This window comes from Kaistia terrae (assembly GCF_026344005.1).
Taxonomy (GTDB): Bacteria; Pseudomonadota; Alphaproteobacteria; order Rhizobiales; family Kaistiaceae; genus Kaistia; species Kaistia terrae.
In genome coordinates this window covers 556976-570223 of record NZ_JAPKNH010000002.1, presented here as the reverse complement: position 1 = coordinate 570223, position 13248 = coordinate 556976, and the positions used below count along the sequence as shown (strand labels likewise).

At 63.6% G+C, this 13248-nt stretch carries 15 protein-coding genes; 5 read left to right on the top strand and 10 right to left on the bottom strand.

Going from position 1 to position 13248, the window contains the following annotated elements:
- Nucleotides 1-71 precede the first annotated feature (71 nt).
- Nucleotides 72-1283, top strand: a complete 1212-nt coding sequence (locus tag OSH12_RS07835) for an MFS transporter (RefSeq protein ID WP_380223336.1) — start codon at nucleotides 72-74, stop codon at nucleotides 1281-1283.
- An 88-nt stretch (nucleotides 1284-1371) separates the two neighbouring features.
- Here the strand turns inward: OSH12_RS07835 and OSH12_RS07830 are convergent, their stop codons facing one another.
- Entirely contained in the window at nucleotides 1372-2154 is a 783-nt protein-coding gene (locus OSH12_RS07830) for an SDR family NAD(P)-dependent oxidoreductase (RefSeq protein ID WP_266342965.1), read from the bottom strand.
- 130 nt (nucleotides 2155-2284) lie between these two features.
- Between OSH12_RS07830 and OSH12_RS07825 the strand changes: the two genes are divergently transcribed.
- The gene (locus tag OSH12_RS07825) at nucleotides 2285-3172 is read left to right on the top strand and encodes a DeoR/GlpR family DNA-binding transcription regulator (RefSeq protein WP_266342964.1); all 888 of its coding nucleotides are present in this window, start codon (nucleotides 2285-2287) and stop codon (nucleotides 3170-3172) included.
- Nucleotides 3173-3230: 58 nt separating this feature from the next.
- Nucleotides 3231-4730, top strand: coding sequence for an FGGY-family carbohydrate kinase (locus OSH12_RS07820; RefSeq protein WP_266342963.1), 1500 nt, complete (start codon nucleotides 3231-3233; stop codon nucleotides 4728-4730).
- A 46-nt stretch (nucleotides 4731-4776) separates the two neighbouring features.
- Here the strand turns inward: OSH12_RS07820 and OSH12_RS07815 are convergent, their stop codons facing one another.
- Both OSH12_RS07815 and OSH12_RS07810 read right to left on the bottom strand, forming a co-directional pair.
- Nucleotides 4777-5247 carry a nucleoside deaminase gene (locus tag OSH12_RS07815; protein ID WP_266342962.1) on the bottom strand — a complete coding sequence of 157 codons (471 nt, stop codon included), beginning with the start codon at nucleotides 5245-5247 and terminating at the stop codon, nucleotides 4777-4779.
- A 221-nt stretch (nucleotides 5248-5468) separates the two neighbouring features.
- Nucleotides 5469-5687, bottom strand: a complete 219-nt coding sequence (locus OSH12_RS07810; RefSeq protein WP_266342961.1) for a hypothetical protein — start codon at nucleotides 5685-5687, stop codon at nucleotides 5469-5471.
- 197 nt (nucleotides 5688-5884) lie between these two features.
- On the opposite strand from OSH12_RS07810, the gene OSH12_RS07805 reads away from it, so the two are divergent.
- Nucleotides 5885-6295 (top strand): DoxX family protein, encoded by a 411-nt coding sequence (locus tag OSH12_RS07805; protein WP_266343348.1) that lies wholly within the window; start codon nucleotides 5885-5887, stop codon nucleotides 6293-6295.
- 114 nt (nucleotides 6296-6409) lie between these two features.
- On the opposite strand, the gene OSH12_RS07800 is transcribed toward OSH12_RS07805, so the two are convergent.
- Nucleotides 6410-7117 carry a phosphatase PAP2 family protein gene (locus OSH12_RS07800; RefSeq protein ID WP_266342960.1) on the bottom strand — a complete coding sequence of 236 codons (708 nt, stop codon included), beginning with the start codon at nucleotides 7115-7117 and terminating at the stop codon, nucleotides 6410-6412.
- 93 nt (nucleotides 7118-7210) lie between these two features.
- Between OSH12_RS07800 and rfbC the strand changes: the two genes are divergently transcribed.
- Entirely contained in the window at nucleotides 7211-7765 is a 555-nt protein-coding gene (gene rfbC, locus OSH12_RS07795; protein ID WP_266342959.1) for a dTDP-4-dehydrorhamnose 3,5-epimerase, read from the top strand.
- Between the two features lie 6 nt (nucleotides 7766-7771).
- On the opposite strand, the gene OSH12_RS07790 is transcribed toward rfbC, so the two are convergent.
- From OSH12_RS07790 to OSH12_RS07765, 6 genes are all read right to left on the bottom strand, one after another.
- Nucleotides 7772-8665, bottom strand: a complete 894-nt coding sequence (locus OSH12_RS07790; RefSeq protein ID WP_323180617.1) for an SDR family NAD(P)-dependent oxidoreductase — start codon at nucleotides 8663-8665, stop codon at nucleotides 7772-7774.
- A 57-nt stretch (nucleotides 8666-8722) separates the two neighbouring features.
- Entirely contained in the window at nucleotides 8723-9292 is a 570-nt protein-coding gene (locus OSH12_RS07785) for a TetR/AcrR family transcriptional regulator (RefSeq protein ID WP_266342958.1), read from the bottom strand.
- 207 nt (nucleotides 9293-9499) lie between these two features.
- Nucleotides 9500-10372, bottom strand: a complete 873-nt coding sequence (rfbA, locus tag OSH12_RS07780) for a glucose-1-phosphate thymidylyltransferase RfbA (RefSeq protein WP_266342957.1) — start codon at nucleotides 10370-10372, stop codon at nucleotides 9500-9502.
- Nucleotides 10369-11253: a dTDP-4-dehydrorhamnose reductase gene (gene rfbD, locus OSH12_RS07775; protein ID WP_266343346.1), complete on the bottom strand. Its 885-nt coding sequence runs from the start codon at nucleotides 11251-11253 to the stop codon at nucleotides 10369-10371. Before rfbD ends, rfbA begins: the two co-directional genes overlap by 4 nt.
- A complete protein-coding gene (gene rfbB, locus OSH12_RS07770; RefSeq protein WP_266342956.1) occupies nucleotides 11253-12311 on the bottom strand; it encodes a dTDP-glucose 4,6-dehydratase in 1059 nt (352 codons plus the stop codon). Before rfbB ends, rfbD begins: the two co-directional genes overlap by 1 nt.
- A 114-nt stretch (nucleotides 12312-12425) precedes the next feature.
- On the bottom strand, nucleotides 12426-13193 hold the full coding sequence (locus tag OSH12_RS07765) for an SDR family NAD(P)-dependent oxidoreductase (protein WP_266342955.1): 768 nt from the start codon (nucleotides 13191-13193) through the stop codon (nucleotides 12426-12428).
- Nucleotides 13194-13248: the final 55 nt, after the last annotated feature.

Here is a 13248-nt window from a genome sequence, read left to right as displayed (position 1 = left end):
GCTGCCATGTCTTGTCGATCGGCCGACGCTGCTTCGCGCGAGCGCCCGCCACCACAACAAGAGCCCATCTCATGCGTCTGCCAGATCCATCCGGCGTCGGCCCCGCGCCGGCGCCCGCCACGATTTCCGCGCCGCTGACTTTCCTGATGGCGGCAGCCTGCGGCGCCATCGTCGCCAATCTCTATTACGCCCAGCCGCTGATCGCCCTGATCGGCCCGGATGTCGGCCTGCCGCCGGCCATGGCCAGCCTCGTCGTGACGCTGACCCAGATCGGCTACGGCGTCGGCCTGATGCTGATGGTGCCGCTCGGCGACATCATCGAGAACAAGAAGCTGGTGCTGATCGCCGTCGGCGTGACGGCCTTCGCGCTGCTGCTCGCGGCCGTCGCTCCCAGCGCGCTGCCCTTCCTGGGCGCGGTGTTGTTCATCGGCATCTGTTCCAGCATCGCGCAGGTGCTGGTGCCGATGGCCGCCCACATGGCGAGCGACGAGACCCGTGGCCGGACGGTCGGCAATGTGATGGGCGGCCTGATGGTCGGCATCCTGTTCGCCCGGCCGCTCGCCGGCGTGCTGGCCGACCAGATCGGCTGGCGCGGCGTATTCTTCTTCTCCGCCGCCTTCATGCTGGCACTGGCGCTCCTGCTGATGCGCTTTCTGCCGCAACGCCACCCACATTCGGGCCACACCTATACGCAGCTGATCGGCTCGCTCTGGTCGATTTTCCGCGACACCCCGGTGCTGCGTCGGCGCGGCTTCTACCAGTTCGCCTTGTTCGCCGATTTCAGCCTGTTCTGGACCAGCGCCCCGCTCGAACTGGCCGGCGAGCCGTTCCATCTGTCGCAGACGCAGATTGCGGTCTTCGCGCTGGCCGGCGCCGCAGGCGCGATCTCGGCGCCCTTTGCCGGACGCCTGGCCGATCGCGGTTTCGGCCGCATCGGCACTGGTCTCGCCATTGCCGGCGTCTTCGTCGCCTTCGCCCTGTCCGGCCTAGTCTCCGTCGGCTCGATCGCAGCCCTGGTGGTGGCGGCAATCCTGCTCGATTTCTGCGTGCAGGCGAACATGGTGTTCGGCCAGCGTTCGCTGTTCATGATGGAGCCGGCGATCCGCAGCCGGCTGAGCGGCATCTATGTCGCCACCATCTTCATGGGCGGCGCCGTCGGCTCGGCCATCGCCAGCCCGCTTTATGAGACCTTCGGCTGGAACGGCATCCTCGTGGCAGGCCTCGCCTTCCCGCTGGCTGCCTTCCTCTTCTACCTGACCGAACTGTTTGGACGCCCCACCTAGGCGCGCTAATGAAACGGGGGCGGATCGCTGATCGATCCGCCCCCAACGTCCTTCAGTCAAAGCTGCCGAAGCGACCTTCCGGTCCGCCTCAGTCCATACGGACGCCGCCGGTGACGTTGATGCCCTGGCCAGTCATGAAACGGGCCGCGTCCGAGGCGAGGAACACGACGACGTCGGCAACGTCTTCCGGTTCCTCGATACGGCCGAGCGGGGTCAGCGAGATATATTCGGCGCGCACCGCTTCCGGCGTCATGCCGCGCAGCTCCGCTTCCCAGATGATCTCGCGCTCCTGCATCGCCGTCTTGACGAAGCCCGGGCAGACGCAATTAACGCGGATGTTCTTCGGCGCCATTTCGCGGGCAAGGGCCTGGGTCCAGCCGAACACGGCGAATTTCGAAGCCGAGTAGTGTGCCAGCAGAGGCGCGCCGACCTTGGCAGCCAGCGAGGCGGTGTTGACGATCACGCCCTTGGTCCGATTGGCCAGAAAGTGTCGGCAGGCGATCTGGTTGGCAAGGAAGACGCCGCGCGCGTTGACGTCGAAATTGAAGTCCCATTCCTCGTCGGTGATGTCGACGGCCGGCCGCATCGTCGAGACGCCGGCATTGGCGCAAAGCAGGTCGAAGCCGCCCATGCCGTCGATCGCCTTCTGCATGGCCCGGTCGACCGAATCCCGCTTGGTGACGTCGACCTCGACAGCGAAACCGCCATTCTCCAGCTCGGCCACGACGGCTTGCGCCGCCATCACGTCGAGATCGGCGATGGTCACGGTCGCGCCGGCCCTGTCGAGCGCCCGCGCGATGGCCGCGCCGATGCCTTTCGACCCACCGGTAACGATTGCCTTGCGTCCTTGAAGATCAAAAGTACCGGCCATGTCGTGCGTTCCCTGCTCGTTTGATGGACCAAACAAATCGCAGTTTCGAACACTTTACAACGCCCCACTTCGCGCTAATGTTCGCTTATGTTCGAACTTGTTGCAGAATAAACGTCCAGCAGGAGCTGCGATGCAATCAGACCCAGCGCATGGCCACGATTTCGGACCAAGGGAATTGGGCGATCGCGCGGATTCGGGCGAACATGGTTTTGGACGCATGCCCGCCGGCGCGCGCCAGTCTCTCATCCTCGAGTGGATCGAGCACAAGGGCTTCGTCTCCGTCTCCAAGATCGCCGGCAACCTTCATGTCGCCGAAATGACCATCCGGCGCGATCTGGTGCTGCTGGAAGAACGCGGCCTTCTGGCCCGCACGCATGGCGGCGCCGTCTCTTCAGCCTCCAGCCCACGAGAAATATTCGATCTGGAGGAACCGGCGTTCAAGCGCAGACGTCACAGAAATGCTCGCGAAAAGACCGCCATCGCCACCTGTGCGGCGGCCCTGATCGGGCCGGGCGAGACCATCGCCATTGATGTCGGCACCTCGACGCTTTCGCTCGCGGAAGCTGTCGTCGAACGACACGATCTCCGCGTCTTCACCAACAGCCTTCGTGCCGCGATGACGCTCTCCGCCTCGAAGAGCCCCGTCTATGTGCTGGGCGGCGAGGTGCGCAATCCGGAACAATCCGTGGTTGGTTCGCGCGCTGTCAGCGAATTGCAGAACTACAATATCGACCGCGTCTTCATCGGCGTTTCGGGCCTGATCGAAGCTGGCTTCTTCGATTATTCCGTCGAGGACACCGAGGTGAAGCGCGCCTTCATCGCCCGTGCCGACCAGGTGGTCATCCTGTGCGATGCATCCAAGTTCGATCATCGGTCTCTTGCGAGGGTGTGTGAACTCTCCGGGGTCGACGTCATGGTGACGGATGCAGCCCCGCCCGCCCATCTGGCCCGCGCCCTCGAAGCCGCCAATGTCGAGATCATCATCGCCGGGCCGGAGCCCGGACGACTTTTCGACTGATCGCCGCGCCTGTTTCCACCGCTGGCCTATCGCCCGGCAACTGACTGGAACTCCCCGGATGCCTGCCTTGAAGACCACTGTCATCGGCCTCGATATCGGTACGACCTCGACCATCTCGATCGCGGTCCGTATTCCCGACCAGATCCTGCACATGGCATCGCGGCCGGTGACGCTCGCCTCGCCGCGTCCAAGCTGGGCGGAGGAAGACCCGGCGCAATGGTGGTCGAACACCCGCGAAATACTGCGCGAGACGATCGCCGCCCTCCCCGATGGCCCGCAATCGCTCGCCGGGCTCTGCGTGACCGGCATGCTGCCCGCCGTCGTCCTGCTTGATGCGGACGGCAAGGTGCTGCGCCCCAGCATCCAGCAAAGCGATGGCCGTTGTGGCGAAGAGGTCGAGGGACTGAAGCGCGAGATCGATGAGGCGGCCTTCCTCCAGCGCACCGGCAACGGCGTCAACCAGCAACTGGTCGCGGCGAAGCTTCGCTGGATCGCCAAGCACGAGCCGGACATCTTTTCGCGCATCGCAACCGTGTTCGGTTCTTATGACTACATCAACTGGCGGCTGACCGGCCGCCGTGCCGTCGAGCAGAACTGGGCATTGGAAGCGGGGTTCACCGATGTCGCCAGCGGAAAGATCGCCGACGACCTAGTGGCGCTGGCTGGCATTCCGCGCAGCGCCGTGCCGGACCGCACCGTGACACACGAACAAATGGGCACGGTCACAGCCGAGGCGGCGCGCGAAACCGGTTTGCCGGAAGGCCTACCGGTGTTCGGCGGCGCGGCCGACCACATCGCCTCGGCACTTGCCGCCGGTATCGCATCGAATGGCGACGTTCTGCTCAAATTCGGCGGCGCCGGCGATATCGTCGTGGCGGCCGACAAGGCGATGCCGGATGCACGGCTTTATCTGGACTACCACCTTGTCCCCGGCCTGTTTGCGCCGAATGGCTGCATGGCCTCGTCCGGCTCGGCGCTGAACTGGATGGCCGGTCTGCTCGTGGAAGGAGATACCGAAGAGCGGCCGCATGTCGTTCTCGACAGGCTGGCTGGAGCGATTGCCGCCGGCAGCGACGGGGTGCTGTGCCTGCCCTATTTCCTCGGCGAAAAGACCCCGATCCACGATCCGCTGGCGCGCGGCACCTATATCGGCCTCAGCCTCGGCAACACGAAGGGCCACATCTGGCGCGCCCTGCTCGAAGGCGTCGCCTATGGCTTCCGCCACCACATCGACGTACTCGCCGATATGGGCCATGCGCCGCGCCGCTTCTTCGCCTCCGATGGCGGCACGAAGAGCCGGGTCTGGATGCAGATCATGGCCGACGTCATCGGCGCGCCCGTGCAGCTGCTCGATAACCCATATGGCTCGTCGGTAGGCGCTGCCTGGGTCGCGGCGATGGGCACGGGCCTGGCGACAGAGTGGAGCGGGATCTCCAGCCTCGCCACGCAGGGAGCACTGATCCAGCCGAACCCGGCCAATCGCGAAGTCTACGACAATGGCTATGCGCGCTACCGCGCCGCCTATGTCGCGCTGAAGCCCGTCTTCGCCATGCCCTAAGCTAGACTCATCCGGTCGAGTTGGGCAGGATCTTCAGTCGAAGGGTCTAGGCCTTGCCCAGATGCTTCGGCCAGAATTCCTGATGTACTTCAGCGGCTTCGTGTTCGATGGCCGGGCCAATCACGGTGACGATGCGGGCGCCAGTTTGCAACACCGCCCGGCTCGGCACGTTCAATCCGATCCCGGCGATCTCTCCAAGGCGCTCTTCGGAGCACGCAAACACCATACGGCCGATGCCCGACCAGTAGATCGCCCCCGAGCACATCGCGCACGGCTCCGTGCTGGTGTAGAGCGTGCAGTCAGCGAGAAAAGCCGTATCGTAGTGCTGCGCCGCCAGCTTGATCAGGTTCATCTCGGCGTGGTTCGTCATATCGTGGCCGGTGAAGACGCTGTTTTCGGCGCGCAGGATTACTTCGCCGTCCTTCACCAGCACCGAGCCAAACGGTTCGTCGCCGCGATCCATTGCGGATTTCGAGAGCGCAATCGCCTCACGTAAAAACGGCTCGTGGCTTTCCATCAACGGTTCCCCAAAGAGCTATGGCGGCATGAGTTTGCCTTGAATCGGAGGGGCTTCCAAGGGCTGCAAAATCACATTCAAGTCGACGATCTGCATCGCTGCTACCGCCATCCATCAAGAAAAACCCCGCCGACCGAAGGGCCAACGGGGTATTGAGGTGGAGCGCGCAATGGCACTCAGGGAGGATTCGGGAAGCCTCGTCGCAAAGAATCGGTATCGGATCAGTCGATCGTCTTGCCCTTGGCAATCTGCGACGGGGACAATTTCGATGGCTTCACCTCGGCGCCCGTGATGCCGGAGCCAGGCTGAACGCTGCCCGGCGTATCACTCGTCGGAAAGGTTTCCTTGAGCTCCTTGTCCAGGCGGCTTTCCTTTTCCTTGCGGGTGTGGCGCGCGGCGTGACCGGGCACCAGCGACTTGAGCAGTTCCTTCACAGGCATGGAATGTCTCCTCCAGAATGCGTCTTCGAATAAACAAGGCGCGAGCGCTGTTTTCGTTCCAGACAAAGCAAAGCAATCGCACCGACAGCGCTATTTCCAAGCTGGCATTCGTCGGGACGACAGCGGTGGAGGAAGACATGGACATTGATCGGAGCGACGTCGGCCACGGTCGGGACCTTGTAGCGGGATGGCCGCGCATAGGAGCCTTGGCCAGATGGCGTCCGCAGATCCTGTCGCTGCTGCGGATCGCCACGGCGCTGGTCTATCTCGAATTCGGAACAGCGAAGCTGCTCGGTTTCCCCTATTCGGAGACGCTCTCCGAATTGCCGCGGTTTTCCATCTTCTGGGTCGCAGGGCTTGTTGAAATCATCGGCGCGCCGCTGCTGCTGATCGGATTGTTCACCGGCCCGGTCGCGTTCCTCCTCTCGGGAGAAATGGCGATCGCCTATTTCATGATCCACCAGCCGACGGATTTCTTTCCGCTCCGCAATGGCGGTATCGAGGCGATCCTGTTCTGCTTCATCTTCTTCTATATCGCCGCCGCAGGCCCCGGCGCCTGGAGCGTCGATGGCCTTTTGGCGCGGCGGCGATCTCTTAAGACCGGCTAGATCCGCGCGCCCGGAGGATCGACATCGTTGAGGGCTGCGATGGGCGCCGCTTGGCATTCAAAAGGAGCGCCGGCCTGCAAGCTGGTGCTGCGCGGCCGGTATTGAGGCGACCGTTCAGCGGCAGACACCGAGCAGCGCGTTGAGTTGACGGGCCACATGTTCGATGGCCGTCTCGGCGCCGAGATCGACGCCGCGCAGCAGCGCCACAACGATCACCGGCGCGACAAGCAGCCAGATCCACTTGAGCCGGACCGGCCGCAGGAAGAGGTCCTGCCGGGTAGCAAGAAGGATCGGTGCGATCAACCCGATTGCGCCGCCAAGCACGGTTTCAGACACCGTATGCGCCCCCAGCACGATGCGGGTGACGGCAATGGCCAGGGAGACGCCAAATCCGCAGAGAAGTGCCAATCCCCCAAGCGCCCGGGTCCGCGCCAGCCGCGCCACCAGCACGGCGAGACCGCCATAGACCGCCATCGACGCTCCCGCATGACCGCTCGGGCTGCGAAGATCAAGGGCCGGAAAGTATCTGCCGCAGGGGATGAAGCCGATCTTGGCGACCAGCACCAAGCCCAGCACCAGAACGACCGAGAACGCCCACCAGAAGGCAGCGCGACGCTGGCCGGAGACCAACAGGATCAAAATCACCAGGATCAGGATCGGCAGGATGACGGCCTGCCCGCCGAAGCTGGTGACGAAGAGGGTGAGCGGCCGAAGCGACATCAAGGTTTCCGGATCGAGCGAACAACGCGCTGTAACGCGCCGCGCCAACTCGGCCGATTCGTCCGTCGTCCTGCGCTTGGCCGCCACCATGAAGCCGGCCAATCGCGCTGTCCATGCGGCGATGCGCCGACGGCTTGCACTCTGCCCCCGATCGCGTCAAAGCTGCCCTCCCTTGAGATCGGAGCCGCTCACACCATGACGACCGTCGAACGCTTTGCCATCGAAGGACCAGCCCTCATCCACCCGACGGTACATGGGGATGCACGCGGCTGCTTCTTTGAGGCGTTTCGGCAGGATCTTTTCGAGCGCAACGTCGCGCCCGGCGTTCCCTTCGTCCAGGACAACCAGTCGCTGTCACGTCCGGCCGGGACGCTGCGCGGACTGCATTTCCAACTCGATCCGCGCGCACAGGCCAAGCTGGTTCGCGTGCTCCGGGGCTCAATCCTCGACGTCGCCGTCGATATCCGCCCGCGATCGCCCACCTTCGGCCAGCATGTCGCGGTGACGCTTTCAGCCGAAAACCGGGCGCAACTCTATGTGCCGACCGGATTCGCCCATGGTTTCTGCACGCTTGAGCCGGATACCGAGGTCTTCTACAAGACGTCGGATTTCTATAGTCCGACGCATGATCGCGGCCTCGCCTGGAACGACCCGGCGCTCGGCATCGTCTGGCCCGTCAGTGAAGCAGACGCGACCCTTTCAGATCGCGACCGACTTCATCCCAGGCTCGCCGACCTCGCGATCCGCTAGGGCGCCTTATTTCCAGCCTTCCAGGATTGACAGTTCCGAGCCCTCGAAATCGGTCGAGGCGCTAACGGCTGCCCATTCCTTCGCCTCGGCCTGGCGCGCCGCCTCGGCAAGTTCATAGATATGCAGGGCGTCGCTGCCCAAGATCAGATGCGCCGGAACCGTATTGCGACCGGCGAGGTCGACGACGACATCGGCGATCCTGGCTGGGTCCCCGACCTCATTGCCTGCATAGGCCTTGATCATACCAAGCAAGGCCCCGACGGTCGGCTCGTAGTCTGGCAGCAAGTCGGGCGCAGCCCTCCCAGCGACCTGAGCCCAGGCCGTGCGCATACCGCCCGGCTCGACCGCGACGATCTTGACGCCGAACGACGCGGTTTCCTTGGCGATCACCTCGGTGAAGCCACCTACCGCCCATTTCGCCGCCTGATAGGCGGCCATGCCCGGCGCACTGGTACGTCCGCCGACCGACGAGATATTGATGATATGGCCGGCACGCTGCCGGCGCATCGCGGGCAGCGCCGCTCGCGTCAGGTTGACGACGCCATAGAAGTTCGTATCGATCTGAGCGCGAAAATCCGCAGCGTCCGTCTGCTCGAACGGGATGAGATGGCCATAACCCGCATTGTTGACGAGAACGTCGAGCCGGCCAAACGTCTGGATCGCGAAATCGACGGCCGCTTGCGCCGCCTCGGCATCGGTCACGTCAAGCGCGAAGCTGCGTAGATTGCCGCCGTGTTTTGCCTCCAGATCACCAAGCCTTTCGGGATTGCGCGCCGTGGCGACAACGCAATCTCCCGCAGCGAGAGCGGCTTCTACGATCGAGCGGCCGAGCCCGTGAGCGCTGCCGGTAATCAACCAGATCTTGGACATGGAAGCCTTGGACGTTTGAGTATTGGACATCGGATCTTTCTTTCTATGTTTAATGAGCGAGCACGCACTCATTAAAAGGACAAAAAATCAGCGGGCGATCCCCTTCCAGAATATCTCGAAGCCGGACTGTTTGTAGTGTTCGCGCTTTTCGGGATCGCGCAGGATGAACTCCAGCGTTGTCTCGGCCAGCGTGTCGAGTATGGCGGCGACATAGGTCACCTTTTGTCCGACCGGCGCATGGTCGGCGAGGTTCTGCTCCAGCACTCCAGTGATCTCCTGGAATAGTTCGCCGGCACGGCAGCGGCTGTCCTCGGAGACGCGATCGGAGACCTTGAGCTGGCGCATTGCCTTGCGTTTTGCGGGGTTCGCCGCCCCCCAGTCGATCAGCCGATCCCAGAGATGCCGGGTCCGCTCATAGGGGCTGCCGTCCCCCGGGTAGCCATCGAGAAGCGCAGCCGCCAGCTCCGCCTCGATTTCGAGGAAAACCTGGTTGAGCAGATCGTCCTTGGTGGCGAAATAGGTGAACAGCGTTCCCTCGGCAAAGCCGGCCGCCTTGGCAATCTTCGCCGTGGGCGCACCGGTTCCCTGCGTCGCCACCAGTTCGATGGCAGCGGTGAGGATCGCTTCGCGCTTTTCTTCACTGAGGGGACGAGCCATTCCAACAACCTGATGAGCGAGTGCTTGCTCATTAATTGGATCAGGCTCTGTGTCCTTTCAAGGGCGTCTCGTCATGCGAGTCGGATTTTTGGAGCCGGTAAGGCCGGCTCGCGCCGATATGCTTCGGAAATCAGATAATTGGATCGCGCGAATCCCCTGCCCTTGCCGGCCGATCTTCGAGGCATGCCAGGAAGCCACGCATCCAATTCAGCGTTCGGCGAGAACCATTTTGAGCAGGTACTGGCCGTATGAGCTCTTGCCGAGTGCCACGCCGAGGCGTTCCAGGGCGGCGGCGTCGATGAAGCCCATCTGGTAGGCGATTTCTTCCGGGCAGCAGATCTTCAAACCCTGGCGTTGTTCGAGAATGCGCACGAACTTGGACGCCTCGATCAGGCTATCGGGCGTGCCGGTATCGAGCCAGGCATAGCCACGGCCCATCTTCTCGACATGCAGCGCGCCGCGCTCCAGATAGACGCTGTTGATGTCGGTGATCTCCAGTTCACCGCGCGCCGATGGCTTGAGGTCGGCGGCGATATCGACCACCGTCTCGTCATAGAAATAGAGGCCGGTAACCGCCCAGTTGGACAGCGGCCGCTTCGGCTTCTCCTCGAGCGAGACAGCCCGCTGCTGGGCATCCAGTGCCACAACGCCATACCGCTCGGGGTCTTGCACGTGATAGGCGAACACCGTCGCCCCGGTTTCCCGTGCCTGCGCCCGGGCGAGTAGTGCCGTCAGGCCATGACCAAAGAAGATGTTGTCGCCCAGGACCAGGGCGGACCGCTGGCCGGCAACGAAATCGGCGCCGATCCGATAGGCCTGCGCCAGCCCATCGGGCGTCGGCTGCACGGCGTAGGAAAGCGAAATGCCCCACTGCGAGCCATCGCCCAGCAGCGCCTGGAAATTCGGCAGGTCCTGCGGCGTCGAGATGAGCAGGATGTCGCGGATGCCTGCCAGCATCAGCGTCGACAGCGGATAGTAGATCATCGGCTTGTCGTAGATCGGCAGCAATTGCTTGCTGGTGACCATCGTCATCGGATGCAACCGCGTGCCGGCGCCGCCGGCGAGTACGATACCCTTCATGCAGCATTCCGTTCGGGATTGAGGATGGCGTCGACAGTGACACCGAGACTGTCCGTCCAGCCGGGCAGGCGGACGCCAAAAGTTCGCTCCGCAAGCGAGCCATCGAGCCTTGAATCACGCGGTCGCGCGGCAGGGGCGACATAGGCGTCGCCCGATATTTTTCCTAGCGTCGGCACCTTGCGCCCGGTTTCCGCGAGCCGCGCCATGACGCCGCTGGCGAGATCGAACCAGCTCGCCTCGGCGCCGCCAGCAAGATGAAACACGCCGCCGGCCGCGCCCTTCGCCCGATGGGCGATGGCCAGCAAGGCATCTGCGAGATCGGACGCCGATGTCGGATTGCCGAAGCGATCGGCGACGATATCCAGATGCTCTTTCTCTCCGGCGAGACGGACCATCGTGCGGACAAAATTGCCGCCGTCCGGGCCATAGACCCAGCCGGTGCGGAAGATCAGCGCATCGGGATTTTGGGACAGGACCGCGTTCTCGCCCGCAAGCTTGGTATGGCCATAGACGCCGAGCGGATGGGTCGCGTCGGTCTCGACATAGGGCGCGCCCTTCTCGCCATCGAAGACATAGTCCGTCGAAACATGCAGGAACGGCAGGCCCAGCTGGCGCGAAACCACGGCAAGCTGCGCTGCGCCATCGCGATTGATCGCCATGGCCAGATCGGCCTCGCTCTCCGCCCGGTCGACGGCTGTATAGGCTGCGGCATTGATGACGAGATCCGGCTCGAAGCCGGCGATCACCCGCGCCATCTCGGCGGGACGGGCCAGGTCGAACTCCGGCCGGCCGAACGTGGCGACGACCTGGTCGTGCGCGGCGGCCCGCGACGTCAAAGCGCGCGCCAACTGACCGGCGGAACCGGCGACAAAAATCCGCATCACGGCACGCTCGCCAGCAGGCCGAGCCGTTGGCCCTGATAGGTACCGCTGCGGATCGGCTCCCACCAGTCGCGCCGGTCGAGATACCATACAACGGTCTTTTCGATGCCGCTGTCGAAGCTTTCCGCCGCCTGCCAGCCCAGTTCCGCCTCAGCCTTGGTCGGGTCGATCGCATAGCGGTGATCATGACCGGGCCGGTCGGCGACGAACTCGATCAGTTCTTCATGCGGAGCCCCGGCATCGCGCCGGCGGTCGAGGATGGCGCAGATGCTGCGCACCACGTCGAGATTGGTCCGCTCGTTGCGGCCGCCGATATTGTAGCTCTCGCCCGGCGTTCCACGCGTCAGCGCGAGGAACAGCGCGCGGGCATGGTCCTCGACATAGAGCCAGTCGCGCACGTTTAGCCCGTCGCCATAGACGCGGATCGGCTTGCCTTCGATGGCATTGAGGATGACGAGCGGGATCAGCTTTTCCGGGAAATGATACGGCCCGTAATTGTTCGAGCAGTTGGAAATCAGCGCCGGCACGCCATAGGTGCGCTGCCAGGCGCGGACCAGATGGTCGGACGCCGCCTTGCTGGCCGAATAGGGCGAGGACGGATCATAGGGCGTCGCCTCATGAAACAATCCGTCCGCCCCGAGCGAGCCGAACACTTCGTCCGTCGAGACATGCAGGAAACGGAACGCCGTACGCTTCTCGGCGCCGAGCCGGTCGAGATACGCGCGCGTCGCTTCAAGCAGCGTCGCGGTGCCCATGATGTTGGTCTGCAGGAACTCGCCCGGATTGCCGATCGAACGATCGACATGGCTTTCGGCCGCGAGGTGAATCACGGCATCCGGCTCATACCGGCGAAACACGTCGGCCATGGCGGTCGCGTCGCACACATCCGCGTGGACAAAGCTGTACAGCGAGTGATCGGTGATCGGCGCCAGCGAGGCGAGGTTGGCGGCATAGGTCAGCTTGTCGACATTGACGACGCCAACGCCAAGATCCCTGACCAGATGCCGGCAAACAGCCGAACCAATGAACCCGGCACCACCGGTAACAACTACGCGCATGAATGCTTCCCAAACTATCAGATTGTGCCAGCCTACCTTCGGCGAATGGCCTCAGAAAGGCAAAAGGACGCGTCTTCAGCCCTTCCCGCCGCCTTTCGTGGGGTATTTGGGGCTTCAGGCAGCCGTAAAGCCGTTGTCGACGAAGAGATGCGTGCCATTGATGAAGCTGGCCTCGTCGCTGGCGAGGAACAGAACCGCCTTTGCCACTTCCTCCGGCTCGCAGACGCGTCCCTGCTGGGCGGCCAGCGCCGCGTCGGAAACATCGACGCCGTAGCGAAGCAGGTCGGCCACTTCGCGATTGCCATGCGGCGTACGCACGAAACCGGGGCAGACGGCATTGCAGCGGATGTTGCGGTCACGGAATTCGATGGCGATGGCGCGGGCGAACATGTGACAAGCGCCCTTGGTCGTGTCGTAGAGCACCTCCATCGGCGTCGCCGCCACGGCTGAAATCGACGAAGTGCAGACAATCGAGCCGCCGCCATTGGCGATCATCTGCGGTAGCACAGCCTTCGTCATCAGGAACATGCTCTTCACATTGATGGCGGTCAGCCTGTCCCACTCCTCCTCGGTGGTTTCCAGGAACGGCTTGATGACGATCGAACCGGCATGATTGAACAGCACGTCAATCCGGCCATAGGCCGCCAGAACGCTGGCGACGGCAGCCTCGACTTCGGCGGCAGAGGAGACATCGGCCACCGCATGGATCGCATCGCCACCGGCGGCCCGGATTTCCTCGACCAGCGCCAGCGCCGCCGCCTCGTTGCGATCCACGATGGCGACCCGGGCGCCTTCGCGCGCAAACAGGACCGAGGTCGCCCCGCCCATCCCGGTCGCGCCTCCCGAGATCAAGGCAGTCTTGCCAGCGAGACGTCCAGTCATCCGTGCCTCCCCCGAAGCTTCCCGCCATCGACAAGAGGCGGAGGTGGATTACAGC

Bases quoted from the DNA above. Each gene is read 5' to 3' on its own strand.
- OSH12_RS07830 (WP_266342965.1), bottom strand. From the start codon at position 2,154: ATGGCCGGTACTTTTGATCTTCAAGGACGCAAGGCAATCGTTACCGGT.
- rfbC (WP_266342959.1), top strand. From the start codon at position 7,211: ATGACGACCGTCGAACGCTTTGCCATCGAAGGACCAGCCCTCATCCAC.
- OSH12_RS07765 (WP_266342955.1), bottom strand. From the start codon at position 13,193: ATGACTGGACGTCTCGCTGGCAAGACTGCCTTGATCTCGGGAGGCGCG.
- OSH12_RS07825 (WP_266342964.1), top strand. From the start codon at position 2,285: ATGCAATCAGACCCAGCGCATGGCCACGATTTCGGACCAAGGGAATTG.
- OSH12_RS07785 (WP_266342958.1), bottom strand. From the start codon at position 9,292: ATGGCTCGTCCCCTCAGTGAAGAAAAGCGCGAAGCGATCCTCACCGCT.
- rfbD (WP_266343346.1), bottom strand. From the start codon at position 11,253: ATGCGGATTTTTGTCGCCGGTTCCGCCGGTCAGTTGGCGCGCGCTTTG.
- OSH12_RS07835 (WP_380223336.1), top strand. From the start codon at position 72: ATGCGTCTGCCAGATCCATCCGGCGTCGGCCCCGCGCCGGCGCCCGCC.
- OSH12_RS07810 (WP_266342961.1), bottom strand. From the start codon at position 5,687: ATGCCTGTGAAGGAACTGCTCAAGTCGCTGGTGCCCGGTCACGCCGCG.
- rfbA (WP_266342957.1), bottom strand. From the start codon at position 10,372: ATGAAGGGTATCGTACTCGCCGGCGGCGCCGGCACGCGGTTGCATCCG.
- OSH12_RS07820 (WP_266342963.1), top strand. From the start codon at position 3,231: ATGCCTGCCTTGAAGACCACTGTCATCGGCCTCGATATCGGTACGACC.
- OSH12_RS07815 (WP_266342962.1), bottom strand. From the start codon at position 5,247: ATGGAAAGCCACGAGCCGTTTTTACGTGAGGCGATTGCGCTCTCGAAA.
- OSH12_RS07790 (WP_323180617.1), bottom strand. From the start codon at position 8,665: ATGTCCAATACTCAAACGTCCAAGGCTTCCATGTCCAAGATCTGGTTG.
- rfbB (WP_266342956.1), bottom strand. From the start codon at position 12,311: ATGCGCGTAGTTGTTACCGGTGGTGCCGGGTTCATTGGTTCGGCTGTT.